Source organism: Neobacillus sp. NPDC093127 (assembly GCF_044754175.1).
In the GTDB taxonomy this organism is placed as follows: Bacteria; Bacillota; Bacilli; order Bacillales; family Cytobacillaceae; genus Neobacillus.
Window position 1 is genome coordinate 53,556 of record NZ_JBIVOP010000024.1, and the last position, 20,490, is coordinate 74,045.

Genomic DNA, 20,490 nt, shown 5'->3' on the forward strand with positions numbered 1-20,490 from the left:
CTGATTACCTCCTTATGATAGTAGTAATTTCATTGAATAACTGATTAGCTTTCCCTTCATCATGGGGAAATAACATTAAAACATCTAAAACGAATGGGTTAAAGTCAAGCGCGAGCAAGTCTTTTGCAAATTGCATCGCTGCAATCTCACTAAGTGCCACCAGCCGTGATTTATATTGAAATTTCCCGATATTCCAAAGGGGTATTTTCGTGTTTTTTGTAAAAATATCAGCATTATGCTCTTCTATAAAATGAAACAATTCATGGGCTATTAAAAGCTCCTCCACATCAACATGATTGAGCATTAACCCGAGCTGATGTTCTTGGATAAATTTATTGACAAGCTCAATATTATCTTTAAATAACGTTATGCTGTTTGGACTATTAAACACGGCAAACATTATATAATTTTCTATGCTATATGAATCTTTATAATTTATTTTTGCGTTCATCCTGGCTGCTATTTCTTTAACGGAATGAACGGGATATGTTTGCCTTAGTTGAACAGCTTGGTGATTGCCGCATTCAATTGCTTTTTCAATCAGCTCCTGTTTTACAGGATCAGTCACTTTACGGTTGAGAGGGTCTCTGCTGAATGCATATCGACCCCACTCTTGATCCGTTATGTTTGTTAAAAAGTTAACTTTTTCGGCGATCATAGATCATTTTTTGCTCCGACAATAATGATTTCTTCATTTGGCTCCATGGTTGATAATTCTGTATCAACGACCATGAATAACTGATCTTTATCCAGCATGCCTGCATAATCCAATACTTTACCTCCAAGACATAGATAAATATCAGGACTTAATTTAATATCACTTTTGAAGATGGCTAACGTTTCCCACATTTTGCTGATCACTTCTTGTGCTTCTGCTACGGTGCATTTTTCAGCGACAGCGTCTCCGCGTTGTACCTTAATGAAACCTTTTTTGTCGACGATTCTTAGTTGTTTAGCGCCTTCTTTCTTCCCCTCGGCGGAGAAGACATACATGACATCGCTCTTCGTTAGCAATTGTGTTTTCTCCATCGGAGCACCCATTGATTTGGCAGCGAGTTCTTTTGCACCCTCTTCACTTAAGGCCATTAACAAATCCGTCGTTTGAACTTCAGAAGAACCCATGGCAATCGCTGTAACTTTATTCGTTTGTGAATCGATTTCGATTTGAACCTCAACAGAATCAGGCACCGCTCCGTTGGCGATGGCCATGCCTGCAGCTTCCTTCTTAATATCTGCAATATCCTTTTTCGTCGGTGATGGAATTACCCGTTCAACCACGTCACGAATCATCGCCAGGGCAACACCAATGGAGGAAATAACCTCGGCATTTTCCGGAATGCTGTACTCCAACTCCATATTTTTAGCGGTAAATGGAAGTAACGATGCACAGCCTCCTCCAACGCCAACGAGAGAAATTTGGTCTTTTTCCAGTTTATATTTTTCTGCGAATTCTTCGATGACTGGTTTAATTTTTTCATATGACTTTTGCAAAATCTCTGCAGCCACTTCTTCAACCGTCTTATTCATATATTGGGCGAGCGGCTCCATTGCTTTCCGGGCAGCCTCAGGGTTTCCATATGAATAATGTTCAGGCGTTACATAGCCTAATACGTTTGCTGCGCAGCTATTTGTAATCGTAATCTTCTTGCCATTTTTAAGTTTAATATAAACATAATCAGCCGGATCCCCCTCTTTAGGAGAGAAAAACTCAACTTGCGGGTCGACGATTTCTTCAATCGGTGTAAAGACAGCATAAGGCATACCACCAATATGGGCACTTCTTGGTCCTACGTCAACAATACCATCTTTGGATGCCCGGACCATACTTCCTCCGGCTACCCCCAATACACGTACGTCCAAGGAGCTGATATATGTTGGATGTCCGCCGACGATTGAGTAATCAACAGCCGGACGTCCGTTTTTAATAACGCCAATGTTCGTACTCGTTCCGCCTACTTCGAAATAAATACCGTTTGATGCCCGTAAATACATCAATGCACCAACAACACTGGCGGCAGGACCGGACAGCATGGTTAAGACAGGACGTTTTCTCATTTCTTCGATTCCCATAACCCCGCCATCACCGCGCATGATCATTAATGGAACCTGAATTCCGGCTTGACGGACACTGCCTTCTGTACTGTTTGCTGTTTCAAGCATTTTTGGCAGAATGCTGGCATTAATGGTTGCTGTTCTTGTTCTTCGAGTCAGACCGTACAGCTTACTGATTTCAGATGCAACCGATACTGGAATGCCATGCTCATCAGCTAGTTTTTGGATTTCTTTTTCCTCTGTCAAATCATCCACACCGAATGCCTTGGAAGCGACAAACACTCCTGCGCCTTCGTCTTTTAATTCTTTGATTGTTGTTTTAATACTTTCCTGGTTTATCTCTTTTTGTTTTATGTAGCGATGATGTGTCTTAATGATTCGGCCCGTACCCAAATCAATATCATCAATTTTCGTTTGTTTTTTTGCAAGCCAGCCGCCAAAGCCGCCATTACCGATCCCAATAACCCCAACCTCGGCAACGTCGCCCTCTAAAAGAGCGTTTGTTGCTTGCGTCGTACTGTGTGCGATAAAAATTACATCTTCAGGATTAATATTGTTTTTTGTTAAACATAATTTAAATGCTTCGATAACACCTGCAGCCACACCGCTTGGATGATCGTGGGTGGTAAAAACGGAGCCTTTACCGATGATTTCATGTGTTTCATTGTTAATTGCGACTGCTTTTGTATGAGTTCCCCCAACATCTATACCGACGCGAATAGCTCTTTTAGCCATGATGACTCCTCCATTTCCAACTCGTTATCATTTGAATGAAATCGGCTGCTCCTTCCATAGGACCAACCGATTTCTTGGCATTTCTTAACCGAACATCAAATAGGCAACGGCAATATTTACGATACACACACCCCATGCCCATGGTGCACCTGAAAGCAGGAAGCTTTTTGTATCTGTTTTTGTATAGTTAATGGACCATAAGTTCCAAGATTGAGTAGGACAAGCTGAAATATTCATTGAAATCGTCGGGATATACATTAATGGGAATAAGAATGCAATTGGAAAGTCAGCTACTCCTGTTAAAATCCCGATTGTTGCAGCACCGGCGCCAAATACGGTTAATGGACCACGGAATAAACCAAGCGGTGCAATGACCATGAATAAAAGGGCAACAGTTAAGGTGCTGGTTGGCATGATTCCGCCCAAAATACTTTCAAAGAATGGTGAGACTGCACCTGATACTTTATTAAACATTGGAAGAATGAACAAGAAACCAAGTAAACCGGCAACGTCCACTACACCATCATAGAAGGTTTTAGAAATAACTTTTTCAGCATCTTTGTAAGATTTAATTGTTCCAGTAATAAATAGCGCAAATAAAGCGGATACTATGAACGCTGGAATCGGCTGCCAGTTAAATCCAATTGCAAGAACAACGGGCAATAACGGAGTGATTAGCGCAATTCCTGGTACGTTTTGAACATTACTAGTGGAAGCTGTAGCAGCCCACGCATGACTAACTTTTGATTTACGAAGTCTGATGCTCAACATGAGAATGACAATGAGTAATTGAACAGCCATCGCTGTAAAACCGAATTTTAAATAGTTTGCATCGTATTCAAAACCTGCAAATATCGCCTGCATTTGCTTAAATAACACGATGTTGACATACATACCTGAACCGACTGACATGATGTAGGAAGAAACAGCCAAAGATTTCGGTACACCCAGTGATAATAGAATCGGAAGAACAATAACCCCGATGGCTACAACTGCGCCAGCACCAAATGTACTTGTAAAAATTAAACCTGTAACGACTGATAATAGTACTGTTGTTACGAGAGGCTTGTCCCCGCCGAGTTCAACTGTCATCCGGATAATCTTTGAAGCGACACCTGTTTTTACTAATACTTGACCAAACCAGCTACCAAAAACAACGACAACGGCCGTCGCTCCCCAGCTTTCCGGTCCGCCCTGGAAAATCTGCGTCATCGCTTGATCCCAAGTAATTTTTCCGCCAATCATTCCAAGCGTTGACCAGATAACAGCCATAACCAAGAAACCGATCATTAGGTTTCCGCCTTTAACTGCATAAACGATAAATCCGATAAACGTAAGTAATAAAATGATACCTATTGTTAACGACATTGTGTATTCCTCCTAGTAATTGTTTATCAATGGATACTTATATGTTATTTGCGGCCTGATCGTTACTATTTTTGGGGAATCACCTCCTACATTTCTACTAATTTTTGAATCTCGGAAACTAGTACTTCTTTTGTGGAAATCGGATACTCTATGGCTGCCGGTATATCCTTCGGCAGAAACCCGATAATTTTTTTCCAATCAACTAGTCCGTTATTCAATAGTCTTGTATTTTTATCTTTACCTATATCCTTTATATGTATATAAGTAACGAAGGACCTAAGCAGTTCAGCATTTTCAACCGGGTCTTCCCCTTGAAATAGCCAATTCCCAATATCAATAGTAAAGGTAATTGGGCCACCCAGTTGTTTAACCTCCGTCAAGAAATCAAAGATTTTTTGAGATCTACCATTGCTTTCAGTTTGATCATTTTCAACGGTGATCTTGACTTTGTATTGTTCTGTCAACCTAGTAATCGTTTGCAAATCTGATTCAATAAATTGCTCATACTCGCCAATATTTAGTTTTATGTAGCGGCCATTCATGTCGAAAGCTTCCTTACAATACATTTCAAGCGTTTCATATTTTAGTTGATGATTTTCATAGAGCACATCTGGCACAGAATAAAAGATGTTCATTCCATACTGTTCTGATTTATTTTTAATATCCTGCAGTTCTTGGCAGTCTTTGATAAACTCTCTTCTAACTTCAATGTTTTTTAATCCGAGTTCATGAACCCAGTCGACCATTTCACTTTGAGGTACACCACCTTGTAAATCGTCAAGATAGACAAGTGTATTAATGACAATTTGATCCTTTTTCAAGTTTCCCCACTCCTACTGTAATGCGTGTAAAATCGTTTCACATCTTTCTTTCATTAGGTCCAGATTATCGACATGAATCCCTTTGGTTAAATAGCCGCCTAATCCAACTGCAAAGGCACCGCTTTCAAACCACTCTTTAATATTCGAATCATCTACTCCCCCGGTCGGCATCATTTCAATAAATGGCATAGGTGCTTTAATTCCTTTGATCATTTTCATTGATACACACTCACCTGGGAATAATTTCACCACATCACTTCCTGCCAAATATGAACGATAAGCTTCAGTTGGGGTAGCAGCACCTAATGAGCAAAAAATCTCATGCTCTTTGCAATAGGAACCAACTTCTTCTACAACACAAGGAGAAACGATAAAATCTGCTCCATTTGATACAGCTAATTCAGCTTGTTCCTTCGTTAAAACCGTACCTGCTCCAATGACTGCTTCCGGAAGTTCCGATTTCAGTGTATGGATTAGTTCTTCTGCTTTCGGAAGGCTGAAGGTAATTTCTAACGTGGTAATTCCCGAGTATACGAGAGTTTTACAGATTTCTTTGGCCTCTTCCAGATCATTTCCGCGAATAACCGCGATGATTTTTCCTTGCAGCTGTGATTTGACCTCTTGTTTTTTCATTTTTTAACCGCCTCCATTAATAGCTTTCGGATCTGTAGAGCCACGTTTGACAAGCTGTGCCGGCAGCTCTATATATTTGGGTTCGAATTCGCCTGGTTCTTTAATGCGCTCGATTAATAGCTTGGCAGATTGAACGCCGCACTCATAGGATTCTTGTGTCAGAGTTGTTATTCCAGGGGGGATTAGTGATGCCCAACCCCAGTCATCAAATCCACATATTCCTAATTGAGGGGAGATTTCAATATTTAGCCGTTGCATTCCATGTAGGACCGTTAATAGCGTCACGCCGTTAACAGTAAAAATAGCAGCCGGCTCACCCTTCGAAACGCTTACAAATTCCTTTAAATGATCATCTGTATTTTGTGGATCATCAAGTTCGACAACATAGGTAGTCAAATCTCCATCCATATTAAAAAACTTTCTCATGGCGTCATTAAATCCTTTATGACGCTGGTAACGGCTGCTAATTACCGTCATATCCTGTGTGAAAAACGCTACCCGTTTGTAGCCTTGCTCGTACAAATATTTCACCAAATCGAATGTTGCTTCATAATTATTAGTCGCTACTGTATCCAGCAAATTGGGCTTACTTAAACTGCGGTCGGTCAAAACAATTTTAATTCCTTCATTTTTTAGTGATAAAAGATAGTCATCATTTTTGCCGGTTGTGTTAATAATTAAGCCATCTACTTTGTTATCCAATAATGATTGAATGCTTTCTATCTCATTCATCGAATCATTACCAATGTTTGCAAATAATACGTTGTAACCCAATTGCTTACAATAATCACTTATTCCTTTTAAAACAATCGATGAAAAAGGACTTCCAATATCAGCAATGGTACAGCCAATAACACCCGAATTCTTCGCTTTTAAGCTTCTAGCGAGATTACTCGGTCGATAGCCTAATTGGGCAATGACGGTGCCGAGCAATTCCTTTGTTTCTTCCGACATATATTCATATTTACCGTTTAAATATCTGGAGACTGTTGTTTTGGATACGTTTGCCTTTTTGGCAACCTCATTGATGGTTACTCGAATTTTTTCCCCTTTAGCCTTATGACCCATTTCATCAACCCAACTCCTTTTCTTTTGATATATGTTGTTTATCGATTTAGTTAACCGGTTTACAAAAGGGCAATACTGATTAAATTCACTTTACAGTTGGACTGAATGAATTTTAAGTGAAAACTATATGTATCTGCTGGTCACTTTATCTTTAGAAACCGGTTTACAAAATGCACTTAATTTAATTCACTTCCAGGTTTCGATCTGATAAGTGAATATTTTCATTGGCAGTTGATAGCCATATTAGTTAACTTTTTTAGAAACCGGTTTACAAAGAAAGAAAAAAAATAATATTCAATCTTGTTACCGTTTTCATTAAATAGTATATACCTATATTTTTAGAATATCAAGAAGGTTTACAAATTTTTTAAAAAGATTCTTTTTAATTGATAGTCGAGGTATGATTGTGTTACTGATTCATCTGCTTATGGAGTTTATCCTTTTGAGGAAAAGACGTGATGGGCAATTGGTGGGAGCATATATTATAGAAATGAGTAAAAATAAAAGGGGCTGTCCAAAAAGTCAGGTAAGTGACCTTTGGTAGCCCCCTCTTCTTTAGTTTTATTGGCTGGTGCGATAGGTGCTGTTGATTTCCGCTCCAGGCGGCTTCGCTTTCCGCGGGGTGGGCGGTGAGCCTCCTCGGCGTAAACGCCTGCGGGGTCTCACCTGTCCCACTACTCCCGCAGGAGTCTTCGCCGCCTTCCGCTCCAATCAACAGAATTCAAAATATCAATATTGTGCTTTAATATCGGTAGAACTTTTTAAAAAGCACACAAAAAAATCGTCCTTTCTAGTAAAATGTAGTTACCACACCACCATTTAAAGAAGGGACGATTTTTTATGAGCAATCAATTGATAACCACTGAAAATTATAACACCCAATGGGACTTATCAGACAGCCCCTTTTACCTTGTTAGCACTTTTTTTACCATTTATTATAAATAAGTATATTTCCGAACTTACTTTTCTCCACTTAATTTTACTAAGATTTTTGCTTGAGATTTATCTTTCATCAAGGCTTCAAAACCTTTATTAACGATATCTTCTAATTCAATGTGATCAGTAATCACAGGTGAAGGATCAATTTGGCCGCTTGCTATTAATTTGACAGCTGTTTCAAACACATCTGGCTCATAGGCAAGTGTTGAGACCAAATGCACACCAGTTACAGTTAATTGCATTGGAGAGAACTCTACTGGTTTTTCAAAAATTGAAACGACAGTTACAACTCCACGGGCACGAGTGACTGAAATAGCTTGGTTAAAAGTCGGCGCAACTCCAGCAACCTCAAATGCACGGTCAACTCCGTCAGGATAAATGGATCTAATGTATTCAACTGGATTTTGTTGGCCTGAGTTGACAGCATGTGTTGCCCCAACCTCTTTAGCTTTTTGTAATCGAGTTTCTGATAAATCAAAAGCAAATATTTCTTTAGCACCTGCTGCTTTTGCTGCAATAATTGTAAGTAACCCGATAGGACCTGCGCCGAAGACAGCTACTGTTTCACCGAATTTCAATCCGGATTCTTTAATACCTTGAACAGCTACAGCTGTCGGTTCAATAAGAGCTGCATATTCTAAGGACAAATCTTCTGGAAGCTTAATAACATTTTTTTCATCAACAACAACAAAATCTGCAAATCCGCCATCGGCATTTAAACCGACAAAGCCAAAACCTTTATACATATCAATTAATGGATCCTTATGATTTCCACTAATAATTAAAGGATTTACTACAACTTTATCACCAGGTTTAAAACCACTTACTTCTGGGCCAACTTCTTCAACCACACCAGAGAACTCATGTCCCATTGTTAATGGTGCCTGCTTCCCTGTTAAAGGATCTGGGCCATTTGCTGGAATAGTAATTGGTCCTACAGTATATTCATGTAAATCACTTCCGCAAATCCCTGTCCAAGCAACTTTAATCTTCACTTGGTTACTAGAAACTGCTGGAACGTCACGGTCTTCCACTCGAATATCTTTTGCTCCATACCATACTGCTGCTTTCATCTTAAGAAGCCCTCCTAGCTTTTGTACAGTCTTTGAAAATATTATTCAATTAAAAGATTTAAGATGTAACACATGTGTTTACAATTAAATTATCACTCTTATTTATTTTAAAAACAATTTATCTGCTCTATGTCTCTCGCTTTGGAAAATTACTAAAACCTATTCATAAAGCAAATTTATCATAATATAAAGATATGTTTATCCTATTGAATTACTTCCTCTCCCATTCAGTAATTCATCAATATGTTTATCGCATTGAAATATATTCCAATCCTGGATAATAGTCAATAAAATTCATTCACTTTTTTGAAAATTAAATCCTTTACAAGCTAAAAAAGTGCCAGGCACTATCCAGATTTCTGGTTAGCGCCTGACACTTTTTACCGCTTTTTACCCTCGACCAATTTTAGTCTACAAAAACTCCCCAACCGTCAGAATAACCACCATGTGGTTTACTTATGTTATTTAAATTATTCTGTATGTTAATTATTTCATTATAATTTAATAGCATTCTTTTAGAGCAACTACAAGCCCACTCATCGGTTTCATCGTCTTGCTCTAAGAAACAATTGAACCCTTCTCCTTTTAGTACTTGAGATAATTTTTCACCTGTTGCTTGATCAGGCACAGCTACAAAAAATTCGACTGATTGTTGTTTTTTAAAATCTAATCCGTCTTTAAAGAGACTTCGTAAAGCATCTCCTTCCGCATCATTAGGGAATTTCATTCGTTTTACCTCCATATTCTTATACCTGTAATGTTGTCATTATAATTCACTTTTTTCTTTTTTACTAACCTTAAAATCTAGAATGTTCAAATAAATTGCTGACCATCTGGCATTAATTTAGCATTCTATCAAAAAAAAATTGATAGAAATCCATATTTTTTAGAAAAATGGGTATTATACCTTCTAGAGCAAATAATTTTTCTTAGAAAGAAGGGATTATCTTGATTTGGACAATTATTGGAATTTTACTATTATGTTGGGTTCTCGGGCTTGTTTTCCATATTGCTGGAGGACTTATTCACCTGTTACTCGTAGTGGCTGTCGTGGTATTCCTTTTTAAATTATTTTCAGGCAAAATGGGGAATAAAGCCTAATCACCGTCACTTTTTGAAATTAGCAGGGTTCTGTCCGGCTGGCCACATTTCCATCTCCGGACAGCATTCATTTCAAAGAGTCCAACCGAAAAAAAGAACCAGATCCTATTCCTTAATTGGATGGGAACTGGTTCTTTTTTTGTCACAAAAAAATTCAATCGTTGTTTTTGTTCCTTCGACTTCCATTTATAGGCGGTTTTTATTACGCTTCCACTTAAACAAATAAAATGAATTTTATCCTCTTGTGTAAGTTGCACAAAAATTCATTGGTTCTCACTCATTTCTAACTCCTTAATAGTTATGCCATCTGTGGTTAGTCGATATAAGCCGAAAACAACTGGATTAATTTGCACCAATCCATCACTCAATAGGTCCTTGAGCGCCTGTTGTACATCGGATAAATTCCCCGATGGTTTCGGAAGCTGATTAGCAATCTGTATCGGTGTCTGCCATTCAGTAGTTAATGATAGCAACACGCTCCGTTGTTTTGGGGTCAAGTTCATATTTTCTTCCTCCCTACTTTTATAGGTCATCCTATTAATATATTGTGTACGTCCTTAATGACTGAAAAGTTTCGTTAATCGGTAACTAACAGCTATCTACAATCATTTACTTATTGATACGCTATCACTACGATGACCATGAAATTAACAGTCTGTTGCACCATAAATAGGTTTTATCTAATAGAAAACAGGGAATGTATCCTCTAGACACAGTAACCTCAGTTATATAATTAAAAAGGAGTGATTTTCGTGGACAAGCAGTTAAATGACCAAGAAATAACAAACCATATTTATAAAAACGGAGATTCATTAACAAGTTTTGATGATTTCAGAGAATACCTGAGAGGAAAAGTTAATTTAGGAAAAAAACTAGGGATGGATGAGGAGCAGTTAGCCAATTCAGCTCAGAAAGTAGCCGATTACCTTGCCGATAAGCAGCCGCCTAAAAATTCCGAGGAGCGATTATTGCAGGAGCTTTGGAAAGTAGGTAAGGAAGATGAACAACACAAACTTGCACATATGCTTGTACGTTTAGTACAGGATTAATATTAAAAAAGCACATCACTTATTTATATTAGTGATGTGCTTTTAAGTTTTATTATCTGAAAGGGTTTAAAATTCTTCGTATGTAGCAGGATCTTGATTGTTAATTCTGCCGTCCGCCCGAGTTAATCCTGAAATCATGTTCATTTCTGTATCATCTAGTGCAAAGTCGAAAATAGAAATATTTTCAAGTTGCCGTGCAGGAGATGCAGATTTTGGAATGGAAATCGCTCCTAACTGATAATGCCAGCGTAAAATAATTTGTGATAAAGACTTGTTATGATGTTCGGCAATCTGTTGAATCATATCATTTTGTAAAACCTCATTTGCGCGCGCTAATGGACTCCAAGACTCAGTTTTTATGTTATTCTCTTCATGCCATTTTCTTTGTGGTGCTTGATTAAAAAATGGGTGTAATTCAATTTGATTCATGCTGGGTTTTACGCCAGTTTCCTTTTCTAAACGCATTAAATGCTCAGGTAAGAAATTGCAAACGCCAATGGAACGAATAAGCCCCTCTTTTTTAGCGTCAATTAATGCTTGCCACGCTTCTACGTAAGTATCCTGTTTAGGGTTTGGCCAATGAATCAGATATAGATCATAATAATCAAGATTTGCCCGAAATAATGATTCTTGAATGGTCGTAATCGCTTTATCATAAGATTGATAGCGACCTGGCAGTTTGGACGTAATATTTAATTCTTCTCTTGGAACAGAACTGCGTCTAACGGCCTCCCCTACCGTTCCTTCATTTTCATAATTATAAGCAGAATCAATTAGACGATAGCCGAGATCCATTGCACTTAGGATAGAATTAACACCTTCATTTCCCTTTAGTTTATATGTTCCCAAACCGATTACCGGCACTGTCATCCCATCATTTAGTGTAATTTCCGGAATTGTATTACCCATAATTAATCACTCCCTTCAATGATTTTTCCTCTATATATTATAGGAAAGATTTATTGATTCCTACAATAAAATTAAGTATAAGATTTAATACTTATTGTCCAATCGGTAACATATGTAATACCAAAGGAGGTTTGACATTGAAAAAATTATTAATCGCTAATCTGCTATTATTGTTTAGTTTAATTTATGTAGTTGTTCGGATTACCCACAGTTCATTATATCTTCCTCAAATGTATATAAATGCTGAAAATCCTGTTAGTTTCCATTGGAATTTCATTGCAATAGATACTGGATTAATTCAAGACAAAATTGGCAATTCAATGCCCGTCTCTATTTATTTAATATGGATGACTCCCATTTATTTGCTTGTCTTAGTTTCTTTAATTCTTACCTTTTTAGCTTTAAAACAGAAAAAGTAAAATAATCATTCCTTATTTAACTAGTGGTTTCAAAAATCAATCTAATAATGGAAATCGTGCATCACCTTTTTAGTATTAACCGATAAAAAGAGTCAGACCCCCAGCACACTAAAGCGTGAGCACTTCGAGGTTCTGACCCTAGTAGTTTTATGGAACTATGCGAGGTATTTTGGCTGATTCTTCTTCTAGTACATGAATTCCTCCGATTACTTCATAAGCTGAACCAAGTGACACAAGTAAATCTCCTGTAATCGCAAGTTGTTGTTCTTGGAGAAGTTTTACCAAATCTGTTTCTCCTAATTGTCTAGATACAGATACAGCTTCTAGAATCTGGCCAATCGTCCTAATCCAAACCCCAGTTAGTATTTGTTTTTCGCCTATTGTATTCGAATCCTCTTCTAAATGAAAAAGTTCTGATAATCCTTTAAGTTCAATAATCTGGCCCAAGACTTGAACCCAAAGCCCGAATGAAACCTGTTTTTCTAGTTGTAAAATTTTTATACTTTTATGATCGCTAAAATCTTTTCCCTTTTGATTGACATTCATTGAATAATCCATCCTTAGCAACCCCAGAACAAATTTTGCTTTATTTTATGTTAAACAATGGCAAATGTGTTTCCCTGAATCTTTTCTAAAAAAGGGTCTTTTACCATTTTTTCACGATGTTTATTAGGTATTAAGAGGTGCATTTCCTAAAAATCGAGTAAAAATTTCGTATTTCCAAAAGCCAAAAGCTCCCCAAAAATGAGATCATCTGTTATTTTTAATATTATATTGTTATCCAAATTATGTTTACTTTTAAATCAAAGGAATTAAAACACTGGGGGAAAATTATGTTTAAGCTGCGAGGACATCATCTTTTTTGCCTTTTACGCTATAGGGGAATGGGCTATTCCCAAGAATACGTAGAAAATATGACGCGAATGCATCAAATCTTGAGAAACAACCCAAAAATGCTGATTCAGCTCGTAAAGGGACCAGATCAATTATGTGAAAAGTATCCCAATTCAGGTGAATACCATTGCCAAAACGACCAGATTTATGAAAGAGATGCCGTTATTTTAGACAAAATGAACCTTAAAATCGGACAAATTCTGAAATGGGACGACATCGAATCTCGTATCCGAAAGCATGTCGTCCCCTCTGATATTCAGGTAGTTTGCGAAGCTTGTTCTTGGCGTTCTTATGGGGTTTGCGAGGAAGGGATTCGAGAGATTCATGAAGGGAAGGGCTTAAGAGAAATTCAATAAGCCACCTTCAATTTAATCAATTTTATTTTAGGCTCTTTTCTAAAAGATTGTTGCTTTTATTGATTCGCTGATAAAATTGATAATTCGCTGATAAATTGGTCGAATTCGCTGATAAAATTGTAGATTCGCCGATAAATATCCAAAATTCGCTGATGTATCAGTTCCACTTATCAATAAGGTGTAATTTTACACTGTTTTTGCGATTTTTGGAAGCCTAATGAAGGTTAATAACAACATTCTTAACGAAAACAGCCTTATTTTATGATAAAAAGGTCAGATCCACAGTACGCTAAAACGTTAGCACATCTGGGTTCTGACCCTAGAAGTTATTCTTGAGGGGTTGGCTTGGTTCCAATTACGATAGTAGCGTCCAGTTCATCATCATATAACAACTGAGGTATCAGCCCGTATTGGGTAAAGATATCAATAGTCTTAGGCGCCTGCATTTTGCTTGTCTCTACTAATAGATGCCCACCCGAAGCCAGCCATAGAGATGCTTCTTCTGCCACGCTTCGCTGAATATCAAGTCCGTCATCTCCTCCGTCAAGCGCCACCTTCGGTTCATGTAGACGTGCGTCCTGGGGAAGAAGCTTGATTGTCTCGGTAGGTACGTATGGTGCATTTGCTACTAAGATATCGACTTTCCTATGCAGTTTGGCTGGTAGTGGTTCATAGAGGTCACCTTCATATACGAGACCACCTTGGCTGGTAACATTGCGGCGGGCACAGCGCACTGAGGTTGGGTCGATGTCGACTGCATACAACTCTATCCACCCCAGAGCTTTGGCTATCGCGATACCCACCGCTCCAGTACCGCAGCAAAGGTCAACGACTATGGCTCCAGGAATAGAGAAGGCAACAGCCTTTTGGACGAGAAACTCCGTACGGCGGCGCGGGACGAAGACCCCTGGGTCTACTGCTATCCTGATGTCGCAGAACTCCGCCCAACCGAGGACATGTTCAAGGGGGATACCAGTTATTCGCAGATTCACCATAGTGAAGAGGGCATCCAATGTCCGTGCATCAGATATAAGAAGTTTAGCCTCTTCTTCTGCGAAAACACAACCGGCGGTCTGAAGTTTCTCGATTATACTTTTTTTAATTTGGTCGTCAATATTAAAATTTATTTGCTTTCCTATAAATACCACCCATCCTGTATATCGGTTATTATAGGAAGTTCGTTAAAAATTGGAAAAGTCCTTCTTCAACATGCCAGGTTAAAGGAAAAAGAAAAAAGGCGCCGCGGCAACCTCTTGTTGAACATAAGCAACCGTTTGTTTAATTATTTCTATCCAAAATTCCTATCCAAAAACAGAAGTAGATAACTACCTGCACAAAGATAAAGTGCAACTTGAGTTATAACATAAATTAGAAATTCATATAAAGTCAATTTTCTTTCTCTCTTAATTTTTTTAAAATGTCTGTAATAATAGAATGAACATATGAGTAGTATTATTGCCGATACTTGGAATATATTTTCCAATAAACTAACCAAAAAATCATCTCCTCATATTAATATAGCCCTGCCCCCATTAATGAAATAAGTTAGTTTTTTATAACTGCAAACTCATAGTAACTGTCCTAATGCAAAATCCCAATTTTTCATACAGTTTAATTGCTTGATTCCCTGCAAAAGCACTTAGACGGATTTCTGAGTATCCATCTTGCTTTAGATGGTCAATACCAGCTCTCATTAACAATTTGGAAATCCCATTCCCTCTATATTCTTCTTTAACAAATAGTTCGTAAATAAATCCATTCATCCTATCAGTAAATTGGTCTTTGCTTGTCCCGATAAGAATCCAGCCCATTAATTTACCGTTTTCTGCTGCTATTAAATAATAGCTTCCCTTTTCCAGTAGTGGTTTAACAAGTTGGTCAATTTTTTCTTTCGTAGGTTCTATTTCACCTAATGTGCCATCAAAAACAGCTTGTGGTGAAAGTGATAATACCTTTTTTAGTTCAAAATCGTTAGGTTTTCTAATATCCATTAATTGAATCAGTCCTTTAATTTCCTTTTAACCAATTTAGCAGAATATCCCAATAATTCTCTTCTAAAGACTACGATTAACCTGAATTCTACACATCTATTTTTCTAAATGTCTCTCAAAACGAAAAAAAGAATAAAGCCGGTAAATTACTAGAATCATGGCTAAAAGTGATAACCATTTCATTTTATCATCACCTATAATTAACCAAACAATACTAAATAGAATGGCAATGAAAGTTACAAAGTTACCTGAAAAACCGTTGAGTGGTTGATTACTTAAAAAAAGCGTTTTAGCACTCTTTAAATCTCTTGCAAAACATTCTTCATGATATGGTACTACCTCCAATATTAGTGTTGAGGTAACTAAGTCTCCTCTAAAAGTAATCTCCCTTGAGCATTTATTACAATATACATGCTTAGACAAATGCGTTCCCCCTCATTTTCACACTTTTTGAATTATTTAAATCTTAACATTTTATAAACTGTTTTGTTAATCCAAAAAATAAAGTGATAAAAAAATGCAGTTATTTCATAATAAAACGCCGTCGACTTGATGATAGTAGGTTTCCCATTGTTTAAGAAAACTATACTGCTTGGAGTTTCCAGGGAACAAAAACAGTACACCATCCAATTATGAAAAAAGAGATCTGGATGTAATGGAAAAAAGGTCCATGAATAGCAAACCGACTTTTTCAAAAAATATAGTAAAGGTGGTGTTATTCTATGACCATTGCGCTTATTCTCGGAGGAATTGTAATAGTCGGCGGTTTATTTTATACACTTAGAGTTGGTAAAGCGGTCGAAGTGAGAAATAGCGAATTGGATGGAGAAATCCATAACACAATTAGAAAAAATTGGATTTCGTTAAATCCCGTTTTTCTTGCATATATCATAGCCCTTGGTGCTATATTGGTTTATATCGCATATCTCGCAGTAACAAGGTAAGATGTGTCGTTCCTAAACATTGAAGGGTTTGTTTATGAATGGGATTTCAGCGTGGAATAAGGGGCAGACCCCAAGCGTTAGCGCATCGGGGGTCTGACACTTGAAGTTTTTACTTATCAAAATGTAAATCATCCGTATACTGTAATAAAAAGTCTGACGGACTCTTGCCGTATAAATACAATCGATGCATCGGTCTTGTCATCGAAACGTACAACAATTTGATATCCAGATCTACTTTAGCATATGGTTCTTCCAAACAAACAATCAAAACGGCATCAAATTCCAACCCTTTCGATAAATAAGAAGGTAATATCGCGATGTGCCCCTTCTTCATATCTTCTTTTTCCTCCACTAATTGAATTGGAATAGGACTATTTTTTAGGATTTGATGGATTCTTTGCGATTCTTTGTCCGTTCGTCCAATGATTGCAATCGTGTGAAGTCCTTCTTCTTTGAGTGAGGTAATATCTTGTTCCACCTTCAGCCGGACTTGTTCTTCATTCGTAGGATCAATGGTTTTAAACAATGGTTTTTCACCATGTCGAATGACCGGTTTGACCCTGGGCAAGTCCTGGTCGATCAACTGAAGGATATCGTTGGCCAAGTTCATAATTTCAACGGTTGTACGGTAACTTTTTTGTAAGGCTTGATAATTCGCATTCGGGAAGATATCTGTTAATACCGGCGCCCAACTATTCAAGCCGCGATAAGAATGAATCCCTTGTGCTAAATCTCCCACAATGGTAAACAAATCTGTATCAAAGCCCTCTTTTAAAGCGGCAAATTGAAAATAGCTGTAATCCTGGGCTTCATCGATAAAGATACTCCGCATTTTATATTTTTCCTCGATCCCTTCCAATTTCGACTTCATATAAAATATTGGGGCTAAATCCTCCAGTTCATATGCACCTCGATCAAAGATCCGCTGACAATACTTACTTAGCAGCTTGCATTCTTGATCTGTAAGTGTAGTGGAATGCATGTTGATCATTTCAGGAGAAGTCATTAGTTCCTTATACAAGGTAAACATATCTTTCATGACAAACGCATCCATATATTTTTTTACTGCGACCTTTGCCTCCTGCTCTACCCTCTTTACTCTTTGTTCCTTCTTCTCCATCAAGGTAACTACTTTTTGCTTTCTTTTTTCTGGTTCCAGCCTCCTGCTATAAAGAGCCTTCTCTAGTGCTTCTTCATATCTAGTGTTAAGGTTTGTCAGCATGATGGATTTCTTCTTTTTTAAATCACTTGTTAATAGGGCTTTTATTTTATTAAGTCTTTTGTAGATTGGTAAGTATGTATATTCGTTTAAAAATAGTTTTTTGAGATTTTTTCCCTTCAGGAGAATCGATTTTTCTACAATAAAATCCTCTCCAGGGGCGAGTTTTAACTCCAATTCTTTTACATAACTATGGATTAATTCCTTAAATTCGAGTGATCCCTTATAGCTCGAAACCCATTGCATTTGCTTAGCTTTTCCATTCCCCTCAAGGAGCTTCATCAGCTTAGAATTAGGAGAAAATAGTTTTATTTTCTGCCCCAAACAACTTTTCATAAAATCGATAAAAGTGGTCTGGTTAATCTTATTAACTCCAAGTTCAGGTAAGACAGCAGATATATAATCAATAAACAGCCGGTTGGGTGCGAGAATCATTAATTTTTCTGGAGGAAATTGAAACCCAAAGGAATAGAGAAAGTAGGATATTCTATGGAGTGCGATGGTTGTTTTCCCGCTTCCGGCGGCCCCTTGGACGATAATCGGGTGCTTCAGTGATGCTCGGATCACTTCATTTTGCTCATTTTGAATGGTTGCAACGATTTCTGTTAATCGATTGTCTGCTTTACCTGACAAAGATTTCTGCAAAAGTTCATCGTGTGTCGTCAGATCGATATCTCGAATTTCTTTTAATAATCCTTCGATGATTTCATACTGCCGCTTTAATGCAAGGTAACCGGTTTGTGTCTCCCCATATGCTTCATAGGACACCTCTCCCAGCCTGCCATCATAGTAGACATTGGCAATCGGTGACCTCCAATCGACGATAATCGGCTGCTGCGAGACACGATCAAACAAGGAAACCTTGCCGATGTACAATACTTCTTCCATTTTAGTACTATCGCTCGTATAATCGATTCTTGAAAAATATGGTTTGCCAATCACGCTTTCTAGCCTTTTCAGTTCACTTTCCGCTAATTCAAGAAAACTTGCATTCGCGAGGAGATCCGTGTAGCTCGTACTACTATCCTTAGAATTTAAATCGGCAAAAGATTGCTTCATATTTTCAACAAAAAATTCTTTATTCCCCTTAGAAATATCTAAAACAGTTCGGATGTATTCCTTTGTAAACTCTAAGCGTTCCACTTCTGTTTGATAGTCTTTATGGTCACGGACAGACACTTGATCTTTAGCACTCATCCTATTCAGTCATCACCTCTCCAGGTAATTTTTGAAACATTTGGATATTAAGATTAAACTAAATCTTTTATACTAGTCAAGTTTTTTAGTAACAAGTTAAAGTTATTAGTTTAAGTTATCCATTGTATAGATAGAATTTGGGCCTATGGTATAATTAGTAAAAGTTTTAATCATTTAAAGGAGAATGTTCATGCTCACACAAGTAAAAAAAGGGGCGAGAGTGGATCTCACAAAAAACCAAATTCATTTAACAAAATTAATCGTTGAGATTGGTTGGGAATCAGAGACACCACTTGATATTGATGCTTCTATTTTCATGATTGGTTCAGATGGGAAATGTCTAAATGATGAATCGATCATTTTTTATGGCAACTCCAGCTCTGCCGATGGTTCTATTCATCATTCTGTTCAAACCCAGCCATCCAAAAATAGTGAACAGTTTCAGATTGATTTGAAAAAGGTTGCAAGCGTAACAGATAAACTTGTCATCACATTGACTATTTATGATAGTGATAAGGTTGGACATAATTTTTCCCAAATGAAAAATGCCTATTTAAAACTGATGGATGCGGATTCTCAACAAGAGATTTTACTGTATTCGTTAGATCAATATAGTATTGAAAACACTTTAGTCCTTGCCGAGATCTATAGAAGAAATGGAGATTGGAAATTTTCCACGAATACTGGTGGTTTTGCTGGCGGGCTTGCTGCCCTTTGTCGGCATTTCGGACTTGAAATACAGGATGAGTCAGAATCTATTGGACAAATCGAGAGTTCCATCCCACCCTTACCTCCAGTAGAGGAAAAAATCATACATACCAATCCCTCACCAACACCGAAAACTGCCATTAAATTAGAAAAGGTCACCTTAAAAAAGCCTGGTGATTCCATCTCGTTACGAAAAGCAGGAAAAATTGAAAATATTCATGTTAAATTAAATTGGACAAAAGGAGTTGATTTAGATCTTCATGCCTTTTACATCACAAAGCAAGGAACATTTGGACACATCTATTTTGGGAATAAAGGCAAATTAACAAACTCCCCCTATATCGCACTCGATAAGGATTCCGGAGTCGGAAATTCTGCGGGGAACAACGAAGAAAATTTGATTATCAAAACACTGCAGGATGTTGAAAAAATCATTATTGCAACACACATTTTTAGAATTTTTGGGTTTCTCAAAAAGGAAGATAATTTTGCAAAATATGATGGAAGAGTTTTGATCAAAACGAACAACGGTGATGACATTGAAGTACCACTTACCTCAACCACCACTGGTCGATGGTGTATCATCACAAAAATTGATAATTCCACTTCAACAGACCCGAAAGTCATTAATATAAATCATGTACAAACTTCCGAACCAACGGTGAATGATTTGTAAAAGTTCATATGTTGAAAAATGGGCGTCTGTATACTAGGCAAGGTTTGATTTCATACAAAGGTCTGCTTTTAAAACTAGGCTCTGTTTTAACTGAATGTTATTTCAATGTGTTTGAAAAATAAACGGAAAAATTCCTCTTAAATTGGGAAATACCCATATTTCCTTAATAATAAAGGGAGTTTTTCCGTTTATATGATCCAAATCGTTGGATTTTGCCTAATTTAGAGCAATTAATCGGAATATCGAGACTGTCGATTAAGTTGGAGTTTATTCCATTCCTAAGCCATATTTCACATACTTTGTGAATTTTATTGGATTTTTTCACAAACCTTCATTGT

21 protein-coding genes are annotated in these 20,490 nt (G+C 37.5%); 6 read left to right on the forward strand and 15 right to left on the reverse strand.

What is annotated here, in order from left to right:
* Nucleotides 1–4: 4 nt before the first annotated feature.
* The 8 genes from ACIQCO_RS23875 to ACIQCO_RS23910 form a co-directional block, all read right to left on the reverse strand.
* Nucleotides 5–658 carry a hypothetical protein gene (locus ACIQCO_RS23875; protein ID WP_400433697.1) on the reverse strand — a complete coding sequence of 218 codons (654 nt, stop codon included), beginning with the start codon at nucleotides 656–658 and terminating at the stop codon, nucleotides 5–7.
* A complete protein-coding gene (locus ACIQCO_RS23880) occupies nucleotides 655–2,787 on the reverse strand; it encodes a hydantoinase/oxoprolinase family protein (protein WP_400433699.1) in 2,133 nt (710 codons plus the stop codon). Before ACIQCO_RS23880 ends, ACIQCO_RS23875 begins: the two co-directional genes overlap by 4 nt.
* An 84-nt stretch (nucleotides 2,788–2,871) precedes the next feature.
* Nucleotides 2,872–4,155, reverse strand: a complete 1,284-nt coding sequence (locus tag ACIQCO_RS23885; RefSeq protein ID WP_400433702.1) for a hypothetical protein — start codon at nucleotides 4,153–4,155, stop codon at nucleotides 2,872–2,874.
* Between the two features lie 86 nt (nucleotides 4,156–4,241).
* Nucleotides 4,242–4,976, reverse strand: a complete 735-nt coding sequence (locus ACIQCO_RS23890; RefSeq protein WP_400433705.1) for a sugar phosphate isomerase/epimerase family protein — start codon at nucleotides 4,974–4,976, stop codon at nucleotides 4,242–4,244.
* Nucleotides 4,977–4,988: 12 nt separating this feature from the next.
* Complete coding sequence (locus ACIQCO_RS23895; RefSeq protein WP_400433708.1) at nucleotides 4,989–5,609, reverse strand: bifunctional 4-hydroxy-2-oxoglutarate aldolase/2-dehydro-3-deoxy-phosphogluconate aldolase; 621 nt, start codon at nucleotides 5,607–5,609, stop codon at nucleotides 4,989–4,991.
* 3 nt (nucleotides 5,610–5,612) lie between these two features.
* Nucleotides 5,613–6,677, reverse strand: coding sequence for a LacI family DNA-binding transcriptional regulator (locus ACIQCO_RS23900; RefSeq protein WP_400433711.1), 1,065 nt, complete (start codon nucleotides 6,675–6,677; stop codon nucleotides 5,613–5,615).
* 959 nt (nucleotides 6,678–7,636) lie between these two features.
* Nucleotides 7,637–8,689, reverse strand: a complete 1,053-nt coding sequence (locus ACIQCO_RS23905) for a 2,3-butanediol dehydrogenase (protein WP_400433714.1) — start codon at nucleotides 8,687–8,689, stop codon at nucleotides 7,637–7,639.
* Nucleotides 8,690–9,095: 406 nt separating this feature from the next.
* On the reverse strand, nucleotides 9,096–9,416 hold the full coding sequence (locus tag ACIQCO_RS23910; protein ID WP_400433716.1) for a ribonuclease E inhibitor RraB: 321 nt from the start codon (nucleotides 9,414–9,416) through the stop codon (nucleotides 9,096–9,098).
* A gap of 221 nt (nucleotides 9,417–9,637) precedes the next feature.
* Between ACIQCO_RS23910 and ACIQCO_RS23915 the strand changes: the two genes are divergently transcribed.
* On the forward strand, nucleotides 9,638–9,790 hold the full coding sequence (locus ACIQCO_RS23915) for a lmo0937 family membrane protein (RefSeq protein ID WP_400433719.1): 153 nt from the start codon (nucleotides 9,638–9,640) through the stop codon (nucleotides 9,788–9,790).
* A gap of 263 nt (nucleotides 9,791–10,053) precedes the next feature.
* Here the strand turns inward: ACIQCO_RS23915 and ACIQCO_RS23920 are convergent, their stop codons facing one another.
* Complete coding sequence (locus tag ACIQCO_RS23920; protein WP_400433721.1) at nucleotides 10,054–10,293, reverse strand: hypothetical protein; 240 nt, start codon at nucleotides 10,291–10,293, stop codon at nucleotides 10,054–10,056.
* Nucleotides 10,294–10,542: 249 nt separating this feature from the next.
* Here ACIQCO_RS23920 and ACIQCO_RS23925 point away from each other — a divergent pair, with 249 nt between their 5' ends.
* On the forward strand, nucleotides 10,543–10,839 hold the full coding sequence (locus ACIQCO_RS23925; protein ID WP_400433723.1) for a DUF3243 domain-containing protein: 297 nt from the start codon (nucleotides 10,543–10,545) through the stop codon (nucleotides 10,837–10,839).
* Nucleotides 10,840–10,905: 66 nt separating this feature from the next.
* Here ACIQCO_RS23925 and ACIQCO_RS23930 read toward each other — a convergent pair whose 3' ends face one another.
* Nucleotides 10,906–11,748 carry an aldo/keto reductase gene (locus ACIQCO_RS23930; protein WP_400433725.1) on the reverse strand — a complete coding sequence of 281 codons (843 nt, stop codon included), beginning with the start codon at nucleotides 11,746–11,748 and terminating at the stop codon, nucleotides 10,906–10,908.
* Between the two features lie 137 nt (nucleotides 11,749–11,885).
* Between ACIQCO_RS23930 and ACIQCO_RS23935 the strand changes: the two genes are divergently transcribed.
* Nucleotides 11,886–12,167, forward strand: coding sequence for a hypothetical protein (locus ACIQCO_RS23935; RefSeq protein WP_400433728.1), 282 nt, complete (start codon nucleotides 11,886–11,888; stop codon nucleotides 12,165–12,167).
* Nucleotides 12,168–12,314: 147 nt separating this feature from the next.
* On the opposite strand, the gene ACIQCO_RS23940 is transcribed toward ACIQCO_RS23935, so the two are convergent.
* Complete coding sequence (locus ACIQCO_RS23940; protein ID WP_400433731.1) at nucleotides 12,315–12,725, reverse strand: hypothetical protein; 411 nt, start codon at nucleotides 12,723–12,725, stop codon at nucleotides 12,315–12,317.
* Between the two features lie 275 nt (nucleotides 12,726–13,000).
* Here ACIQCO_RS23940 and ACIQCO_RS23945 point away from each other — a divergent pair, with 275 nt between their 5' ends.
* Nucleotides 13,001–13,417 carry a DUF1284 domain-containing protein gene (locus tag ACIQCO_RS23945; protein WP_400433734.1) on the forward strand — a complete coding sequence of 139 codons (417 nt, stop codon included), beginning with the start codon at nucleotides 13,001–13,003 and terminating at the stop codon, nucleotides 13,415–13,417.
* A 326-nt stretch (nucleotides 13,418–13,743) separates the two neighbouring features.
* Here ACIQCO_RS23945 and ACIQCO_RS23950 read toward each other — a convergent pair whose 3' ends face one another.
* The 3 genes from ACIQCO_RS23950 to ACIQCO_RS23960 all read right to left on the reverse strand — a co-directional run bounded on the left by ACIQCO_RS23950 (nucleotide 13,744) and on the right by ACIQCO_RS23960 (nucleotide 15,831).
* Entirely contained in the window at nucleotides 13,744–14,532 is a 789-nt protein-coding gene (locus ACIQCO_RS23950; RefSeq protein ID WP_400433757.1) for a putative protein N(5)-glutamine methyltransferase, read from the reverse strand.
* Between the two features lie 438 nt (nucleotides 14,533–14,970).
* Entirely contained in the window at nucleotides 14,971–15,408 is a 438-nt protein-coding gene (locus ACIQCO_RS23955; RefSeq protein WP_400433737.1) for a GNAT family N-acetyltransferase, read from the reverse strand.
* A 96-nt stretch (nucleotides 15,409–15,504) separates the two neighbouring features.
* Nucleotides 15,505–15,831 (reverse strand): hypothetical protein, encoded by a 327-nt coding sequence (locus tag ACIQCO_RS23960; protein WP_400433740.1) that lies wholly within the window; start codon nucleotides 15,829–15,831, stop codon nucleotides 15,505–15,507.
* 299 nt (nucleotides 15,832–16,130) lie between these two features.
* Here ACIQCO_RS23960 and ACIQCO_RS23965 point away from each other — a divergent pair, with 299 nt between their 5' ends.
* Nucleotides 16,131–16,352 carry a hypothetical protein gene (locus ACIQCO_RS23965; RefSeq protein WP_400433743.1) on the forward strand — a complete coding sequence of 74 codons (222 nt, stop codon included), beginning with the start codon at nucleotides 16,131–16,133 and terminating at the stop codon, nucleotides 16,350–16,352.
* 109 nt (nucleotides 16,353–16,461) lie between these two features.
* On the opposite strand, the gene helD is transcribed toward ACIQCO_RS23965, so the two are convergent.
* A complete protein-coding gene (gene helD / locus ACIQCO_RS23970) occupies nucleotides 16,462–18,768 on the reverse strand; it encodes an RNA polymerase recycling motor HelD (protein ID WP_400433746.1) in 2,307 nt (768 codons plus the stop codon).
* A 190-nt stretch (nucleotides 18,769–18,958) separates the two neighbouring features.
* Here helD and ACIQCO_RS23975 point away from each other — a divergent pair, with 190 nt between their 5' ends.
* The gene (locus tag ACIQCO_RS23975) at nucleotides 18,959–20,152 is read left to right on the forward strand and encodes a TerD family protein (RefSeq protein WP_400433749.1); all 1,194 of its coding nucleotides are present in this window, start codon (nucleotides 18,959–18,961) and stop codon (nucleotides 20,150–20,152) included.
* Nucleotides 20,153–20,490: the final 338 nt, after the last annotated feature.

Bases quoted from the DNA above. Each gene is read 5' to 3' on its own strand.
- ACIQCO_RS23875 (WP_400433697.1), bottom strand. From the start codon at position 658: ATGATCGCCGAAAAAGTTAACTTTTTAACAAACATAACGGATCAAGAG.
- ACIQCO_RS23880 (WP_400433699.1), bottom strand. From the start codon at position 2,787: ATGGCTAAAAGAGCTATTCGCGTCGGTATAGATGTTGGGGGAACTCAT.
- ACIQCO_RS23885 (WP_400433702.1), bottom strand. From the start codon at position 4,155: ATGTCGTTAACAATAGGTATCATTTTATTACTTACGTTTATCGGATTT.
- ACIQCO_RS23895 (WP_400433708.1), bottom strand. From the start codon at position 5,609: ATGAAAAAACAAGAGGTCAAATCACAGCTGCAAGGAAAAATCATCGCG.
- ACIQCO_RS23900 (WP_400433711.1), bottom strand. From the start codon at position 6,677: ATGGGTCATAAGGCTAAAGGGGAAAAAATTCGAGTAACCATCAATGAG.
- ACIQCO_RS23905 (WP_400433714.1), bottom strand. From the start codon at position 8,689: ATGAAAGCAGCAGTATGGTATGGAGCAAAAGATATTCGAGTGGAAGAC.
- ACIQCO_RS23910 (WP_400433716.1), bottom strand. From the start codon at position 9,416: ATGAAATTCCCTAATGATGCGGAAGGAGATGCTTTACGAAGTCTCTTT.
- ACIQCO_RS23920 (WP_400433721.1), bottom strand. From the start codon at position 10,293: ATGAACTTGACCCCAAAACAACGGAGCGTGTTGCTATCATTAACTACT.
- ACIQCO_RS23930 (WP_400433725.1), bottom strand. From the start codon at position 11,748: ATGGGTAATACAATTCCGGAAATTACACTAAATGATGGGATGACAGTG.
- ACIQCO_RS23940 (WP_400433731.1), bottom strand. From the start codon at position 12,725: ATGGATTATTCAATGAATGTCAATCAAAAGGGAAAAGATTTTAGCGAT.
- ACIQCO_RS23945 (WP_400433734.1), top strand. From the start codon at position 13,001: ATGTTTAAGCTGCGAGGACATCATCTTTTTTGCCTTTTACGCTATAGG.
- ACIQCO_RS23955 (WP_400433737.1), bottom strand. From the start codon at position 15,408: ATGGATATTAGAAAACCTAACGATTTTGAACTAAAAAAGGTATTATCA.
- ACIQCO_RS23965 (WP_400433743.1), top strand. From the start codon at position 16,131: ATGACCATTGCGCTTATTCTCGGAGGAATTGTAATAGTCGGCGGTTTA.
- helD (WP_400433746.1), bottom strand. From the start codon at position 18,768: ATGAGTGCTAAAGATCAAGTGTCTGTCCGTGACCATAAAGACTATCAA.
- ACIQCO_RS23975 (WP_400433749.1), top strand. From the start codon at position 18,959: ATGCTCACACAAGTAAAAAAAGGGGCGAGAGTGGATCTCACAAAAAAC.